This is a genomic window from Actinoplanes sp. SE50/110, assembly GCF_900119315.1.
Classification (GTDB): domain Bacteria; phylum Actinomycetota; class Actinomycetes; order Mycobacteriales; family Micromonosporaceae; genus Actinoplanes.
The window spans coordinates 7413921-7429301 of sequence record NZ_LT827010.1 but is presented as its reverse complement, the minus strand read 5'-3'; the positions used below and the strand labels follow the sequence as shown (position 1 = coordinate 7429301).

Sequence of the window (15381 nt, the reverse complement as noted above, 5' to 3'; positions counted from 1 at the left end):
GCGGAGAGCCGAGCCCCGTTGATGGCCGGCGCGGCGGGGAGCCGAGCCCCGTTGATGGCCGGCGCTGGGGGAGTCGAACCCCCGTCGATCGCCGGCGCCGTGAACAGCTGAACCCCGTTGATCTCCGGCGCTGGAGGAAGCCGGGCCGAACGGATCGCCGGCGGGCGGGCGAATTGACGCATGTGTCACTGCGAGGATTGCGTCCGTCGAGCATGATCGCCGGGTGAACATGCGACCCTCCGTTCTGATCCCGATCGCCGCCGCCCTGGCGCTGGCCGGCTGCTCCTCCTCGAACGAGCCGGATCCGGCCACCGCCCCGGTGTCGAGCGCCCCGGTGTCGAGCGCCCCGGTGTCGAGCGCCCCGGTCAAGAGCGCTCCGGTCCGGAGTGCCCCGACCAAGACGGCGGCCGCGGCGCGGGGGAACGGGTGTCCGGTCACCGCCGCCACGCTGAACGCCGTCCACGTCCCGGACGCCGGCGACGTCAAGGTCAAGGTGGTGTCGAAGAGCATCAAGTGTGCCGACGGTTACGCGCAGGCCGATCCGGGCGTCGAGGGCAGTGACGGCGTTTTCGTCTACCGCTATGACGCCAAGGCGAAGGCCTGGCGGTTCCTGACCGCCGGCAGCTCGATCGACTGCGGTGCGATCGCCATTCCGCGCCCGGCCGGCGACAAGCTCTCCGTCTGCTACTACCAGTGACCGGGCGGGGCCGCGGGCCCCTCACGGACCGCGGCCCCTCCGGACGCGATGACGACGGTACGTCATCGTGCCCACCCGCCCTGACGAAGAGTGATTGCCCGAATACGTTCTGTTGATCTTCAGTTGTGACTAACATCCACGAACATCGAATCGATGTGCATCAGTGGGGGGTCGCATTGAGCCCAGATCGGGTACGTGGACTACGACGCTGGATGACCGTGGGCGCGGTCGCGGCCGTGGTGGTGGGGATCGCGGCGCCCGGGGCGAACGCCCAGGGCCCGGATGACGTGACCAGCCGGGCGTTCGCTCAGATATCGGCGTTGCAGCAGCTCAAGAAGTCGATGACGGCGGCCGAGCGGAAGCTCGACAGCCGGCTCGCCGTGGAACTGCGCCAGCGGTCCGGGCGGGTCGCGACGAGCGAGCTGCCCAGAGTGGACACCCGGATCGCCGTCACCAAGGGCGGCACCACCGAGGTCGAGGTGCACGCCGACCGGGTGGACGCCGCACTGCTCGGCCGGCTCCGCGCGGCCGGGGCCGGGATCCGGTATCCCAGCGCCAAGGATCGGTCGGTGCTGGTCGAGGCGCCGCTCGGGGTGGTGACGACGATCGCCGGGTGGTCCGACGTGACCGCGGTGACCGCCGCGCGCGGACTGACCACCGGGCACGAGACCGACCCGCGCCGAACCGCGCCGGAACCCTCCAAAGAGGCTCGTGCAGCCGGCGTGGAGGCGGCTGTCAAGGCTGCGGAAAGCGTACGCCCGCTGGCCGTCGATCCTCGTGGTTCGGTGGTGTCCGAAGGGGATCGCACGCATGCCGCGGACACTGCGCGGACCCGCTTCAAGATCAGTGGGGTCGGGGTGAAGGTGTGCGCGCTCTCCGACGGCGTGGACTCGCTCGCGGCCTCCCAGGCGACCGGCGACCTGCCCGCCGACGTGGACGTGCTGACCGGCCAGGACGGTTCGGGCGATGAGGGCACCGCGATGCTGGAGATCATCCACGATCTGGTGCCGAACGCGCGGCTCGGCTTCGCGACCGCGTTCACCAGCGAGGTCAGCTTCGCCGACAACATCCGGGCGCTGCGGTTCACCGCCGGCTGCGACATCATCGTGGACGACGTCGTCTACTACCACGAGAGCCCGTTCCAGGACGGCGCGCCGGCCCGGGCGGTCAACGACGTGATCGCTGACGGGGCGTTCTACTTCAGCTCGGCCGGCAACGAGGGCAACAAGCTCGACGGCACCGCCGGAAACTGGGAGGGCGACTTCGCCGACTCCGGGCGCGGGATCGGGAAATTCGCCGGCCGGGCCCACGACTTCGACCCGGGTCCGGGCGTGCAGGTGTTCAACCCGCTCTCGCCGAACAGCACCCGATGCGTGACGACGCTGTGGTGGGCGGACCCGCTCGGCGGCTCGGCCAACGACTACGACCTGTACCTGCTCGACGCGGCCGGCAACGTCACCGACTTCTCCCAGGACGTCCAGGACGGCAACGACGACCCGTTCGAGGCGCTGGCCACCGGCACCGGGACCAACCAGCGGCTCGCCGTCGTCAAATTCTCCGGCGCCGACCGGTATCTGCAGCTCAGCGTGTTCCGCGGCCGGTTCGCCGACACGCCGTACGGCACCCTCAAGGGCTTCTCGACGCCGGGCGCGCTGCGCGGACACGCCGCCTCCGCCGGCGCCTTCGCGGTGGCGGCCGCGCCGGCCCACGACGCGCTGCCGTTCGACCTGGAGGACGGCGACCCGCCGAACCCGGCCGGACCGTACCCGAACGTGTTCACCAGGCAGACCGAACCGGAGCGGTTCACCTCCGACGGGCCGCGGCGGATCTTCTACAACCCGGACGGCACGGCGATCACCCCGGGCGACTTCAGCTCCACCGGCGGGCTGGTCCGGACCAAGCCGGAGATCACCGCGGCGGACGGGGTGCTGACCTCGATGTCCGGCTTCGCGCCGTTCTACGGCACCTCGGCGGCGGCACCGCACGCGGCGGCGATCGCGGCCCTGGCGCTGTCTGGCAACCCGGGGCTGAGCAACGCGGAGATCCGGGCGGCGCTCACCGGGACCGCCCTCGACCTGGCGCCGGCCGGGGTGGACAACCGCACCGGCTTCGGGGTGCTGCGGGCCGACCTGCTGCTGCGCGACACCGGAGCGACACCGCAACCGCTGGTCAAGACCGGGACGCCGACGGTCACGCCGATCACCGGGGACGGCGACGCCTACCTGGAACCCGGGGAACAGGCGACCGTCGCGGTGCCGGCGGTGAACGTGGGCGACGGGACGGCGACCGGGGTCAGCGTGGTCGTCGGCGCCGACGACCCGCGGGCGACGGTGACCCCGCACGCCGCGTCCTACGGAACGATCGCGGCGGGCGCGACGAAGGCGAAGAACTACAAACTGACGCTCGCGGCGGACTATCCGCTGGGGCGGCCGGTGACCCTGACCACGAAGGTCACCTTCGCCGGAACGCTGTCGCCGACCACCGGGAGACTCGTCGTGCCGACCGGGCAGCCGGGGACGAGCGTGCGGGACTTCGCCTACACCGGCGCGCCGGTGCCGATCCCGGACAACGATCCGACCGGGGTCACGGCCACCGTCGACGTCAGCGGCGTCGGCTACGCCTCCGCGCTGACCTTCTCGATCGACGGTACGGCGTGCAGCACCGACGCCGGATCGCCCACCGTCGGCCTCGACCACACCTTCGTGGGTGACCTGATCGGGACGCTGACCGCACCGGACGGGCGGGCCGCGACCCTGTTCTCCCGCAGCGGCGCGGGCGGCAACAACCTGTGCCAGGTCGTCTTCGACGACAGCGCGACGGTGGCGTTCACCGACGCCGAGTCGGCGAACGCCCCGTTCACCGGGACGTGGCGGCCGGACGGGTCGCTGTCGTCCCTGCGGTTGTCGCCGGTCGACGGCACCTGGAGCTTCCACGTGGCCGACCGGGCCGGCTCGGACACCGGGTCGGTGCGGGCCTTCTCGCTGCACCTGACCGGTTTCGCACCGGCCTGACCGGATCGTCGCCCGGGCGCCCATCGGCGTCCGGGCGACGCTCAGCGAGAAGAGCGCCACCCCGCCCGGGAACTCACCGGTCCGGCGGTCCTACAGGAAAAGCATCGACTGGAAGTACGAGGGGTCGCTGTACGACCCCTCGTCCTCGTGCCATGCCGGCGGTGCGGAGGCGACGAAGTTGGCCGCCGCCGGATCCAGGAGATAGAGCTCGCGGTCGCCCCAGTCGCCGCCGACCCGGCGCACGGCGGCGTCGCGTTCCTCGGCGGAGGCCAGCGCGACGGTGATCCCGTCGAAAGTCGGCTGCAGGAGCATCCGGCGCACCCCGCTGAAGATCAGGTCGATCCGGGTCGGCTGGGCGGCGGTCCTGGTGCTGCGCAGCAGCAGGGTCGCGTGGCTCACCGAGTATCGCCAGACCTGGAAGGTGCGCTCGGATTGGAAGATCACGACTTCATCAGCTCCAGCCAGTTCGGCTCCGGCATCTCGGCGGGGGTCAGGGCCCGGCCGTTGAGGTACCACTTGATGCTGCCCCATTCCCGATACCCCATGCGAATGTAGAAGCCGATCTGCCCCATCTCCCAGTCCGTCGCGCCGTAGTCGCCGCTCTTCGCCTTCTTGTAGGCGTTGATGAACGCCTCCAGCGGCGTCGCACCCTCCATGTCGTCGAGCGCGACGTGGATCACGGAGCCCGGGTTCTTCAGCGCGTCGTTGACCTTCTCCTGCCAGCCCGCCAGACCGCTCTCCGGGTTGATCCCCTTCAGGTTGTCGCCGTTGTAGGTGACGGCATCCGCGGTCTCTTCGAGCTTGCGGAGCTCCGCCGCCAGGCCCTCGGAGTGCCGGTTGATGCCCAGCACGACGTTTTTGTCGCAGTTGTGCACCAGGACCGGCGTCCTGCCGGCCAGCACGTAGTAGGTGTGCAGCTCGTCGACGGTCAGGTTGAACATCACCCGGTCGCCGGAGTAGGCGCGAACCGCCGCGACCCGCGGCGCCGTCACCGTGCTGCGCAGCCGGTCACCGGGCCGCAGGTCCGCCGCGGCGGTCCAGGACCGCGTGGTCGCGTCCCAGAACGGGTGTTCCTGAGTGGTCCGCAGCACCGCACCGGAGCCGATCGTGACGTCAGCCAGCGCGGTGTCCCGGTTGCGGAACAACCGGGTGACCGGCTCGCCCTTCGTCACCCCCTGCGCCGGGTCGGTGGCCAGCACCCGGTCGCCGATGGTGATCTCGGCGATCGGCTTGGTGCCGCCACCGGCCAGCAGCACGCGGGTGTCGGCGGTGAAGCTGTTGCGGGACAGGCAGGACTTGATCAGATCCTCGAGACCCTTGACGACCGGGATGTCGCGCAGGTTCCGGAAGGCCTGCTCGACGGCGTCGATCCCCTTGACCACGATGGACCGGGCCATCGCGGCGATCTCCTCCGGGCTCAGCGTCAGCTTGATCGCGAGGGACTCGGCGAGGTCGAGGATCCGGGCCGCGTTGAGCGCACCGAGCTTGGTGACCGCGTTCGACAGCAGCTCACCGCCGTATTTGGCGGCCCCGGAGATCAGATCCTTGAGACCCGCTTTGGCGATGTCCTTGGAGATGCCCTTCTCGATCGCCTTGAAGATCGAGCCGATGCCGTCGGTGCCGACCAGGGTGACCACGTCGACGATCGTCATGCCGAGCGCGCGCTGCCAGTTCTTGCCCCACTCGTCCCAGTGCAGCAGCTGCTTGGGATCGCTGAGCAGCTTGCCGAAGCCGTCCTGCAGCGTCTTGCAGGCCTTGTCCGGCTTGGGCCAGAAGGTGACGTCCGGAACCGTGTACTCGTCGGTCGCCGGGTCCAGGCCGATGAAGGTGCCGACCGTGCAGTCGCTGATGTACCAGAGGCCCTCGACCATCCCCAGCAGGTCGTCCTTGGCACCCTTGACGATGTCCGCGCCCCACGGCATCCAGTGGTCGATCGCCTGGTCGCTCTTCTCCTGCAACCACCGCATCCACGCGGTCTCGGCCGCCGCCTGCTCGACGTCGTACGCCTTCCAGGCGGTGTCCATCAGCGTCTTGGCCAGCCCGCTCATCCCGCGGGCCATGTCCCACACGCTGTTGGAGATGCTGGTGATCGTGCCGCTCATCTTCTCGGTGTCACCGGCCAGCAGGTCGGCGTTGTCCGAGGCCAGCTTCGCCTTGTCGGCGAAGCCGCGGGCGCCGTTGCGCGCCTGCCGGGCCACCCCGGCGTTCTGCCCGGCTGCCTGACCTTCCGCCTTGGCCGCCTGGGCGTACGCGCCGGCCTGCGCCTCGGCCCGGCGCGCGTCCTCGGCTGCGGCGACCGTTGCCGCCGCCTCCTGGCTGGCGTCCCGCGCCGCGGCCACCGCGACCTTGCTCGCCGCGACCGCCCGCTGGGCGGCCTCGGCCGCCTTCTGTGCCGCCAGGTAGGCCGGTTTCAGCTGCTCCTGCGCCTGGGCGGCCATCTGCGCGGCGTGCTCGGCGGCGGCGGCCGCGTCGGCCGCGTGCTGCTCGGCGGCCGCGCTCTGCGTCGCCCCGATCGCCAGGGCGTTGTTGGCCAGGTCGATCGCCATCGCGGCGTCGTTGTCGGTGTCCGCGTACACCGAGGCCACGTCGATCGCCTGGGCCGCCGGGTCGGCGATCGCCTCCGCCGACACCCGGGCGTCCAGCGCCGCGCGTCCGGCGATCCGGGTCTCGAACGCGGCGATCGCCGCCTGCCGCGCCGCGTCCTCGTACATCTGGCGGGTGAGGTCGGCGTCCGCGCCGGCCTGGGCGGCATGCTGCACCGCCGCGCGGGCGGCGTCGACCGCCGCGGTCGCGTCGTTGCCGGCCTTGGTGGCGTCGTCGATCGCCTTCGTCGCCGCCGCCGCGGCGGTCTCGGCGTCCTGACGCGCCTTGCGAGCCTCGTTCGCCGCGGCCCGGCCGGCGGCCGCCGCGGCGGCTGCCGCAGCCGCGGCCTGGCGGTAGTCGTCGGCCGCCGCGTCTGCCGCCGCCGACGAGGCGGTCGCGTCACCCTGCGCGGCCGTGGCCGCCGAGCGTGCCGCGGTGGCGTCCGCCCGCGCCCGGGTGGCATCGGCCGCGAGTTGCTGCATCTCGGCCGTGCCCGGGCACCCGGTGCCGCTCGGGTTGTTCGGGTATTTGCAGGCCATGTCGGCGGCCATCTTGCGGGCCTCGGCCGCCTCCGCCTCCAGCTCCTTGGAGTGCGCGCCGTCGGCCGACTTCTTCGCCCGGTCGATCAGGTCCTTGGTCTGCTTGCCGACCTGCTGGAAGTGCTTACCGGCGGCCACCGACCGGTCGTACGCCTGCTTCGCCTCGTCGTGCTTGCTCACCGCGATGTTCTGCTGGTCGATCGCCCGCGCCGCCGCGTCGTACGCCTGCTTCTCGTGGTTGATCGCGTCCGCGGCCGCCTGCTGGGCGATCTGGCGCTGACGCACCGCCGTCTCGTAGTAGGCCTGCGCCTTACTCACCCGGAGCCGGGCGTCCGCCGCCGCCGCCTCGGCCCGAAGCCGTTGGGCGTGCGCGTCCGCCGCGGCGGCCTTCGCGGCCGCGGCCAGCTTCTCGGCATGCACGGCCAGCTTCTCCGCCGCCGCCTGCTCCCGCTCGGCCGCCTGGCGGTACTTCACCGCGTTCGCCGCGTCGGCCGTCGCGTGGTGGTCGGCGTCGAGGGCCTTGGCCGCCGCCTCGGTGGCCTCGGCCGCGTGACACGCGGTCTCGGCCGCCTGCTTCGCCGCGGTGGCCGCGTCACCCTGCGCCTGCAGCACCTCGTTCCAGTCGACGCCGTGCGTCAGCCCGGTGTCGATCAGCGTCTGCGCCGCGGTGGCCGCCACCCCGGCCTGCGCGGTGACCTGGTCGGCGTTGCGTGCGGTGGTGGCGGATTCGGCGCATGCGTCGGATCGCAGCCTGGTCAGGTCGGCGGTGTGCGTCGCACCCCCGGCGGCCCGGACCGGCAGGTCGCTCGCGTAGGTCGCGTCGGCCTGCTTGGCGTACCGGTTCACCAGTCCCATCGAGTTCGCCGCCACGGTCAGCGATTGCGTCGCGCTGATGCTCGCCGCCACGATCTGCTGCTGCGCGGTGGCCGCCCGGGCCGCCTTCCCGGCCAGCGTGCTGAGGTTGCCGACCGCCGCGGAGCGGGCGGCCAGGGCGTCCTCGATCTCGTGCTGGGCGTCGGTGTCCTGCTGAGCGGCGATCGCGTAGCCGTGGTTGTAGAACTCGGCGATCACCTCCGGGTCCTCACTGTCCAGCGCCAGCTGCCCCTGCGACTGCACCTCGTAGCCGCCGTGCGCGACCATCTGCTCGACCCGGGACTGGATCAGCTGCGCCTGCTGCTGGGCGCTGAGCACGCCCTGCGCGTCGGCGGCGTCCGCGGCGGCCTTGCCGATCGCGATGAAATCGGCGATCTTCGCGGCGTCACCGGTGGCCAGCGCGGCCGCGGCCTTCTGCCGCAGGATCGGCGTCCCGGTGTCCGCCCAGTGCTGCACCAGGGCGCGGTCCTCGGTGGCCTTGATCTTCTGGATCTCGACCGCGGCCTTGCGGTAGACCGGCAGACCCTTGTCCAGGAAGTCCCGGATCCGCACCGGATCGTTCGTGTCCAGCGCCGCCTGCGCGGCCGCCCGGACCGCCGGGTCCGCGTCGTAGTCGGCCAGGTCCTGGCACAGCATCCGGTCCAGGTCGGCGTCGTCGACCGGCCCGTCGGCCAGCGGTGGCACCGCGGTGGCCGGCCCGGCCAGCCGCTCCAGCATCTGCGTCAGGGTCAACGGAGCCGCGGCGGCCGGCGGGACGCTCTTCGGCGGCGCCGCGAACGCGGCCTGCGGGACGGCGATCGCCACCGCCAGCGCTCCGGCGATCATCGGCAGTGCAGCAAGTCTCGAAGCCATGACACTCCCCCGTGAAGTGACTCCACAGGGCGTGCGGCCGGCTCCGGCCGATCACGTGACGGACCACTGTGGCCGATCAGTCATACCAGAGGTCGGGTGATCGACGCAGCCCGGTGAGACGGAACGTGTGTCGATGGTCCCGTCGGCATGTGCCGGCGCGGTGCCGCCTACTGGCGGTAGGCGGCGAGGAAGGTGGCGATCCGGGCGACGGCGTCGTCCAGCACCTCGGTGGGGGCCAGGAACACCAGGCGCAGGTGATCCGGAGTGTCCAGGTTGAAGCCGGTGCCCTGCGAGATGAGCAGGTGCTGCTGCTCCAGGAGATCGATGACCAGGCGCTCGTCGTCATGGATCTTGTGGACGGCGGGGTCCAGGCGGGCGAACAGGTAGAGGGCGCCGGCCGGCTTGACGCAGTCGACGCCGGGGATGGCGGTCAACGCCTCCCAGGCGTGGTTGCGTTGCTCGATCAGGCGGCCACCGGGCTGGATGAGCTCGTTGATGCTCTGGTAGCCACCCAGCGCGGTCTGGATGGCGTGCTGGGCCGGGACGTTGGGGCAGACCCGCATGTTGGCGAGCAGCTGCAGGCCGTCCAGATAGTCGGCGTCGGGGCCGAAGCCGCTGGTGGCCAGCCAGCCGGAGCGGAAACCGGCGGCGCGGTAGACCTTGGACAGGCCGCCCATGCTGACCACCGGGACGTCCGGCGCGAGCGCGGCGAGGGTGTGGTGCACGGCGCCGTCGTAGACGATCTTGTCGTAGATCTCGTCCGCGAAGATCATCAGGCCGTGGCGGCGGGCCAGCTCGATCATGGCGAGCAGGGTCTCCGGGGAGTAGACCGCACCCGTGGGGTTGTTCGGGTTGATCACGACCAGGGCCCGGGTGCGGTCGGTGATCCGGGCGGCCAGATGCTCCAGGTCGGGCTCCCAGCCCGCGGACTCGTCGCAGCGGTAGTGCACGGCCCGGCCGCCGCACAGGTTCACCGCGCCGGTCCAGAGCGGATAGTCGGGGCTGGGGACCAGCACCTCGTCACCCGAGTCCAGCAGCGCCTGCAGCACCATCACGATCAGTTCCGAGACGCCGTTGCCGAGCAGCACGTCGTCCGGCTGGACGCTGGGCACGCCCAGGGTCTGGTAGTGCTGGGCGACCGCGACCCGGGCCGAGTAGACGCCCCGGGCGTCGCTGTAACCCTGGGCGGCGGCCAGGTTCTGCACCACGTCGGCGACGATCGGCTCCGGGGTGGCCAGGCCCCACGGCGCCGGGTTGCCCAGGTTCAGCTTGAGGATCCGGTGCCCGGCCGCCTCCAGCTCCTGTGCCCGGCGCAGCACCGGGCCCCGGATGTCGTACCGGACACTCGCCAACCGCTGGGCCTGCCGCATCGCGCCTCCTCGGAAACTCGGCGTACCCGGGGAACGATGCCAGTCCTACGCCAGTTCCTCCACCAAACCACTCTGAGAGAAGAGCGTGACCTCGGAGAACACCGTGTTCCGGAGCACCTTTCCGTCCCGGATGGTGAGCACCTGCAGGGTGTGCGCCACGTAGCGGTCGCCCCGGCGGACGTACGCCGCGAGGGTCGGCTGCCCGTTCAGCGAGGTGGTCAGCGCCCGCCAGTCGGTGCCGCGCATCGCGAACACCCGCGCGCAGAACGCGGCATAGTCGGCCACCCCTCGATACCAGTTCTCGTAGGGCGGCATCTCCAGGATCGGGGTCTCGCCGAGCAGCCGGACCAGAGCCGGGATGTCCGCCGACTCGAACGCCGCGACGTACCGGTCGAGGACGGCGCGGTCGCCGGCCGACGGCTCCTCGGTCACGCGTACCGTCGCCATCCGGGCCCGGGCCCGCTGCAGTCCGGAGTTGACAGCGGCGACCGTCATGTCCAGGATCTCCGCCGTTTCGGCGGCGCTGAAGTCGAAGACCTCACGCAGGATCAGCACCGCCCGCTGGCGGGGCGCCAGGTGCTGCAGCGCGGCCAGGAACGCGATCCGCAACCGCCCGCGCCCGAGCAGTACGGCGGCCGGATCGCCGGCCAGCAACGCGTCCGGGAACGGCTCCAGCCAGGGCACCTCGCGGTGGGTGAGTGGCTGCTGCGGGTCGTCGCTGGGCGCCCCGAGCCCGGCGGGGAGCGCGCGCCGCCCCCGGCTCTCCAGCGCGGTCAGGCAGGTGTTGGTGGCGATCCGGTACAGCCAGGTGCGCATCGACGCACGGGACTCGTCGAACCGGTCGTAGGCGCGCCAGGCCCGCAGATACGTCTCCTGCACCTGATCCTCGGCGTCGTGCAGCGAGCCGAGCATCTGGTAGCAGTGCGCCAGCAGCTCGCCCCGGTAGCCGAGAGCGACTTGCTGAAATGCGTCGGTGGAGCGATGAGTCTGCGGCACCTCACCGGTATATACCGCGAACACACCCTGACGAAAGAGGCACACAATGTCACAAACCGTGCAGGAATTCTTCGACCTGTCGGAAGCCGCCTGGATCGCCGGCGACGCCGACGCCGTGGCCGAGCTCTATACCGCGGACGCCACCGTGGTGACCTCCGGCGCGGCGCTGCGCAGCCGGGCGGAGATCCGGCAGTTCTTCAAGACCGGCTTCGCCGGACCGCTGAAGGGCTCGGCGCCGCTGGACCGCCAGGAATCGATCCGGTACGCCGGCGCCGACGTCGCGATCGTGAGCAGCACCAGCGGGATCCGGATGGCGGGCGAGCCGGAGGTGCCGGCCGACCGGATCCGCCGGGCCACCTGGGTGCTGACCCGCGAAGGCGACCACTGGCTGGCCGCCGCGTACCACAACAGCCCGGCGTAGCCGCCCGAGGTCAGCGGCGCCCGGCGGCCATCGTCTCGACCGCCGCCATCAGCAGGTCGAGGCCGAACGCGTAATAGCGTTCGACGTCGGGCGCCCGCCGGTACGTCCGGGCGAACTCGATCATCATCGGGTACTCGTCGGCCGGCAGGCACTCCATCTGCACCCGTTTCTGCCGCCGCCACTCCTCCGCCCGCCCGGCCGGCACGTCGGCCGGGCGGTCCGGCTGCGCCCCGACCAGTCCGATAGCGCCGTTGAGCAGGTACATCGCGATCCAGTACCCCTCCTCGACGTCGAATCCGGCGTCGGCCAGCAGGGCCAGGGTGTCGTTGGTCGCCCGGGTGAAGCTCGCCGCCTGCGTCTTGTCCGCCGCGTGCAGCAGGTCGGGCAGGCACGGGTGGTCCCGCATGACGCCCACCACAGTCTCGACGATCGCGCGGAGCTGTCTCTGCCACGGGTCGCCGGCGCTGCGGTCGGCCCGCACGCCGCTGAGCACGTGGTCGACGACGCCGAGCAGCAGCTCGTCCTTGTTCTTGAAATGCCAGTACAGCGCCATCGGGGTGACGCCCAGCTCCTTGGCCAGGCGCCGGATGGTGACGGCGTCGAGGCCTTCCTCGTCGGCGAGGCGCAGGGCGCGCTCGGCGACGGCCGCCCGACTGAGTCGTTCTGCTGGGGTCACTTGACAACCATACAACGTACAGGTCTCATGTACGAGGTACATGTACATCGTACAAGTACTCCGTATAGGGGGAGACTGTGGAACAGAACCGTCGGTGGTGGGCGCTGGTCGCGGTGGCGCTCGGCACCTTCATGACGTACCTCGACAACAACGTGGTCAACGTCGCGCTGCCGTCCATCCAGCGGGAGCTCGGCCTGAGCATCTCCGGCCTGGAGTGGATCACCAGCGCGTACATCCTGGTCTTCGCCGGCCTGCTGCTCGCCGGTGGCCGCCTCGGCGATGTCCTCGGGCACCGGGTGGTGTTCCTGTCCGGCCTCGGCGTCTTCACCGTCGCCTCGGTCGCGGCCGGCCTCTCCGGCAGCCAGGAGCTGCTCATCGGGGCCCGGGCGGTGCAGGGCATCGGCGCGGCGCTGCTCTCCCCGGCCGCCCTCGCGCTGATCGGCGAGTTCTTCCCGGACCCGAAGGAGCGCGGCACCGCGATCGGCATCTGGGGCGCGGTCGGCGCGCTCGCCCTGGCCGTCGGCCCGCTCACCGGCGGCGTGCTCAGCCAGCACGTCTCCTGGGGCTGGATCTTCCTGATCAACCTGCCGATCGGCGTCGCGACCCTCGTGCTGTCCCTGGTCGCCATGCCGCGCGACGGCGCCCGGACCCGCTCCGGCGGCCTCGATCCGATCGCTCTGGGCACCTCGTCCGTCGCGCTCTTCGCCCTGACCTACGCGCTGATCGAGGGCGACGCCAAGGGCTGGACCTCGGCCGTGATCCTCGGATCGTTCGCGGTCGCCGCGCTCACCGGCATCGGCTTCGTGGTGCAGCAGGCCCGGGCCGCCGACCCGATGGTGAACCTGGCCTTCTTCCGCCAGCGGATGTTCACCGGTGGTCTGCTCGCGATGGGGCTGTGGGCTTTCGGGGTCTTCGGCATCTACTTCTACATGGCCATCTACCTGCAGAACGTGCTGGGCTTCTCGCCGACCGAGGCGGGCGCCGGCTTCGTGCCGCTGGCCCTGATCACCGCGGTCGGCGCGGTGCTGGCACCCCGCCTCGAGGCCCGGTTCGGCGTCGCCCGGGTGACCGCGTTCGGCCTCGCGGTGATGGGTGCGTCGATCGCCGGGATCGCCCGGTACGGCGAGGGCACCCACTACCTCGACCTGCTGCCCTGGTTCGCCCTGTACGGCGTCGGCGGCGGCCTGCTCATCCCGCTGAGCAACGTGGTGATCGGCGCGCTGCCGTCCGGGCGGGCCGGCATCGCCTCCGGCATGCTGAACGTCTCGCGTGAGGTGTTCGGCCTGCTCGGAGTCACCGTGCTGGGCGCGATCCTGAGCAACCGGGCCGGCGCCGCGACCGGCACCGAGCTGCACCGCTATCTGGTCGGCTACCAGTTCGCCCTGGTGGTGGCCGCGGCCCTGATCGTGGCCGGGGTGCCGCTGAGCCTGTGGATGCTGCGCACGGCGCGGCCGGCGCCGCAGATCACGCCGGTCCCTGTCCTCGAGACGGTCTGAGAATCGATTTGGCGACGGCCGGTCACTGATGGTCGACTCCCCGCATGAGAGTCAGCGCCGTGGTGGCCGGTCTTGTCGCCGTCCTGGTCTCCTTCTCCGGCCCGTTCGTGGTGGTGCTCACCGCCGCCTCGGCCGCCCACCTGACGGCCGCCCAGACCACCTCGTGGGTCTGGGCGATCGCCATCGGCAGCGGCCTGTCCGGCCTGGTGCTCAGCCTGCTCAGCCGGATGCCGGTGATCACCGCCTGGTCGACGCCGGGCGCGGCGCTGCTGGTCGGCTCGCTCAGCGCGTACCGGTACACCGACGCGATCGGCGCCTTCCTGTTCGCCGCCGTGGGCATGACGATCCTCGGCTTCTCCGGGCTGTTCGGCCGGATCCTGACCCGGGTGCCGCGGGGGATCATCTCGGCGATGCTGGCCGGCATCCTGCTGCCGTTCGCCCTGGAGGCGTTCCGCCAGCTCCCCGGCGCGCCCGCAGTCGTGCTCGCGGTGCTACTGGCCTACTTCCTGGGCCGGCGCTTCCTGCCGAACTACGCCGTGCTGCTGGCCCTGGGCGCCGGCACCGCGGTCGCCGCGCTCCGCCACGACCTGCACCTGGGCGGCGTCCACCTGGACATCGCCAAGCCGCTGTTGACCCTCCCGACGGTCAACCCCTCGGCACTGGTCAGCATCGGCCTGCCGCTGCTCATCGTGACCATGGCCTCGCAGAACGCGCCCGGCCTGGCGGTGCTCAAGACCAGCGGCTACGACCCGGACGACCGGCTGCTGCTGACCGGCACCGGCGTGGTCTCGGTGCTGCTCGCGCCGTTCGGCAGCCACGGGATCAACCTGGCCGCGATCACCGCGGCGATCTGCACCGGCGAGCAGGCTCACCCCAACCCGCGGCAGCGGTACCTCGCCGGGGTGGCCTGCGGCGCCTTCTACCTGATCTGCGGCTTCCTCGGGACCGGACTGGTCGGCTTCTTCACCGCGCTGCCCAAGCCGCTGGTCGCCGCGGTCAGCGGGGTGGCCCTGCTCGGCGCGCTGTTGGGCAGTCTGGCCGGGGCCCTGGACGACAAGTCGGCCCGGGAGGGGTCGCTGGTCACGCTGACCGCGACCGCGTCCGGGATGACCGTGGCCCATGTCGGCTCGGCTTTCTGGGGGCTAGTCGCCGGCGTTGGCGTACACCTGCTGCTGAATCATCGGCCGCGACGTGCGGGAGATCCGCAACCAGACGACGAATCCCCAGATCACGAAGCCCGCGTAGACCGCGTACAGCACCGCTGAGGGGTAGTAGCCGAAGTGCAGCAGCTCGGGGACGCCGACCAGGTCGACGGCGATCCAGCAGAGCCAGAACTCGACCCAGCCGCGGGCCATCGCGAAGGTGGCCAGGATCGACCCCACGAAGATCCACGAGTCGGCCAGGTAGTACCACCACGGGACCGGGAAGCCGGCGCCGACCGCGCGGAAGACGAAGAAGCAGGCCACCACGCTGAGCAGGGCCACCGGGAGCAGGATCAGGCGTTGCCGGCGGCCGGCCCAGTGCGGGACGACCGCGCTGCCCAGGCCGCTGCGGCGGTTGCGGCGCCAGCGCCACCACCCGTACAGGCTGGTGATCAGGAAGAAGACCTGGCGGGCGGCCTGGCCGTAGAGCGGGGTGCCCTGATCGTTGCCCACCGCCTGACCGAGGAAGACGGTGAACAGCAGGATGTTGCCGACGATCCCGACCGGCCAGGCCCACGCGCTGCGGCGTAACCCGAACAGCGCCGAGCCGAGCCCGAAGGCGTTGCCGACGATCTCCCGCCAATAGATCGCCTGATCCGCGGTCACCTGCCATTTGGCGGTGTAGAACGCGGTCAGCAGGTCATCGAGCCAAGTCACGGCTCATG

The 15381-nt window shown here is 71.4% G+C and carries 10 protein-coding genes and 1 pseudogene; 5 read left to right on the top strand and 6 right to left on the bottom strand.

The features are described from left to right. Window positions 1-223: 223 nt before the first annotated feature. The gene (locus ACSP50_RS33200) at window positions 224-697 is read left to right on the top strand and encodes a hypothetical protein (protein WP_052311792.1); all 474 of its coding nucleotides are present in this window, start codon (window positions 224-226) and stop codon (window positions 695-697) included. A gap of 212 nt (window positions 698-909) precedes the next feature. After that, window positions 910-3708, top strand: coding sequence for a S8 family serine peptidase (locus ACSP50_RS33195; RefSeq protein WP_014693699.1), 2799 nt, complete (start codon window positions 910-912; stop codon window positions 3706-3708). Between the two features lie 90 nt (window positions 3709-3798). Here the strand turns inward: ACSP50_RS33195 and ACSP50_RS33190 are convergent, their stop codons facing one another. The 4 genes from ACSP50_RS33190 to ACSP50_RS33175 all read right to left on the bottom strand — a co-directional run bounded on the left by ACSP50_RS33190 (window position 3799) and on the right by ACSP50_RS33175 (window position 10921). After that, on the bottom strand, window positions 3799-4152 hold the full coding sequence (locus ACSP50_RS33190) for a hypothetical protein (RefSeq protein WP_014693698.1): 354 nt from the start codon (window positions 4150-4152) through the stop codon (window positions 3799-3801). Further along, the gene (locus ACSP50_RS33185) at window positions 4149-8555 is read right to left on the bottom strand and encodes a polymorphic toxin-type HINT domain-containing protein (protein ID WP_014693697.1); all 4407 of its coding nucleotides are present in this window, start codon (window positions 8553-8555) and stop codon (window positions 4149-4151) included. Before ACSP50_RS33185 ends, ACSP50_RS33190 begins: the two co-directional genes overlap by 4 nt. Before the next feature lie 167 nt (window positions 8556-8722). Then, window positions 8723-9925, bottom strand: coding sequence for a pyridoxal phosphate-dependent aminotransferase (locus tag ACSP50_RS33180; RefSeq protein WP_014693696.1), 1203 nt, complete (start codon window positions 9923-9925; stop codon window positions 8723-8725). Window positions 9926-9970: 45 nt separating this feature from the next. Further along, window positions 9971-10921 carry a sigma-70 family RNA polymerase sigma factor gene (locus ACSP50_RS33175; protein ID WP_052311972.1) on the bottom strand — a complete coding sequence of 317 codons (951 nt, stop codon included), beginning with the start codon at window positions 10919-10921 and terminating at the stop codon, window positions 9971-9973. Between the two features lie 46 nt (window positions 10922-10967). Here ACSP50_RS33175 and ACSP50_RS33170 point away from each other — a divergent pair, with 46 nt between their 5' ends. Further along, a complete protein-coding gene (locus ACSP50_RS33170) occupies window positions 10968-11342 on the top strand; it encodes an SgcJ/EcaC family oxidoreductase (RefSeq protein ID WP_014693694.1) in 375 nt (124 codons plus the stop codon). 10 nt (window positions 11343-11352) lie between these two features. Here the strand turns inward: ACSP50_RS33170 and ACSP50_RS33165 are convergent, their stop codons facing one another. Continuing rightward, window positions 11353-12018: a TetR family transcriptional regulator gene (locus ACSP50_RS33165; protein WP_043512660.1), complete on the bottom strand. Its 666-nt coding sequence runs from the start codon at window positions 12016-12018 to the stop codon at window positions 11353-11355. A gap of 77 nt (window positions 12019-12095) precedes the next feature. Here ACSP50_RS33165 and ACSP50_RS33160 point away from each other — a divergent pair, with 77 nt between their 5' ends. Together ACSP50_RS33160 and ACSP50_RS33155 are read left to right on the top strand one after the other, a co-directional pair. Then, entirely contained in the window at window positions 12096-13514 is a 1419-nt protein-coding gene (locus ACSP50_RS33160; RefSeq protein ID WP_014693692.1) for an MFS transporter, read from the top strand. 44 nt (window positions 13515-13558) lie between these two features. Beyond that, window positions 13559-14623 (top strand): annotated as a pseudogene (locus tag ACSP50_RS33155) (benzoate/H(+) symporter BenE family transporter); the annotation flags it as partial. Between the two features lie 33 nt (window positions 14624-14656). Here ACSP50_RS33155 and ACSP50_RS44385 read toward each other — a convergent pair. Further along, on the bottom strand, window positions 14657-15373 hold the full coding sequence (locus tag ACSP50_RS44385; RefSeq protein ID WP_014693690.1) for a nicotinamide mononucleotide transporter family protein: 717 nt from the start codon (window positions 15371-15373) through the stop codon (window positions 14657-14659). Window positions 15374-15381 lie beyond the last annotated feature (8 nt).

Coding starts and splice junctions, on each gene's coding strand:
- ACSP50_RS33180 (WP_014693696.1), bottom strand. CDS start 9,925: ATGCGGCAGGCCCAGCGGTTGGCGAGTGTCCGGTACGACATCCGGGGC.
- ACSP50_RS33185 (WP_014693697.1), bottom strand. CDS start 8,555: ATGGCTTCGAGACTTGCTGCACTGCCGATGATCGCCGGAGCGCTGGCG.
- ACSP50_RS33170 (WP_014693694.1), top strand. CDS start 10,968: ATGTCACAAACCGTGCAGGAATTCTTCGACCTGTCGGAAGCCGCCTGG.
- ACSP50_RS33195 (WP_014693699.1), top strand. CDS start 910: ATGACCGTGGGCGCGGTCGCGGCCGTGGTGGTGGGGATCGCGGCGCCC.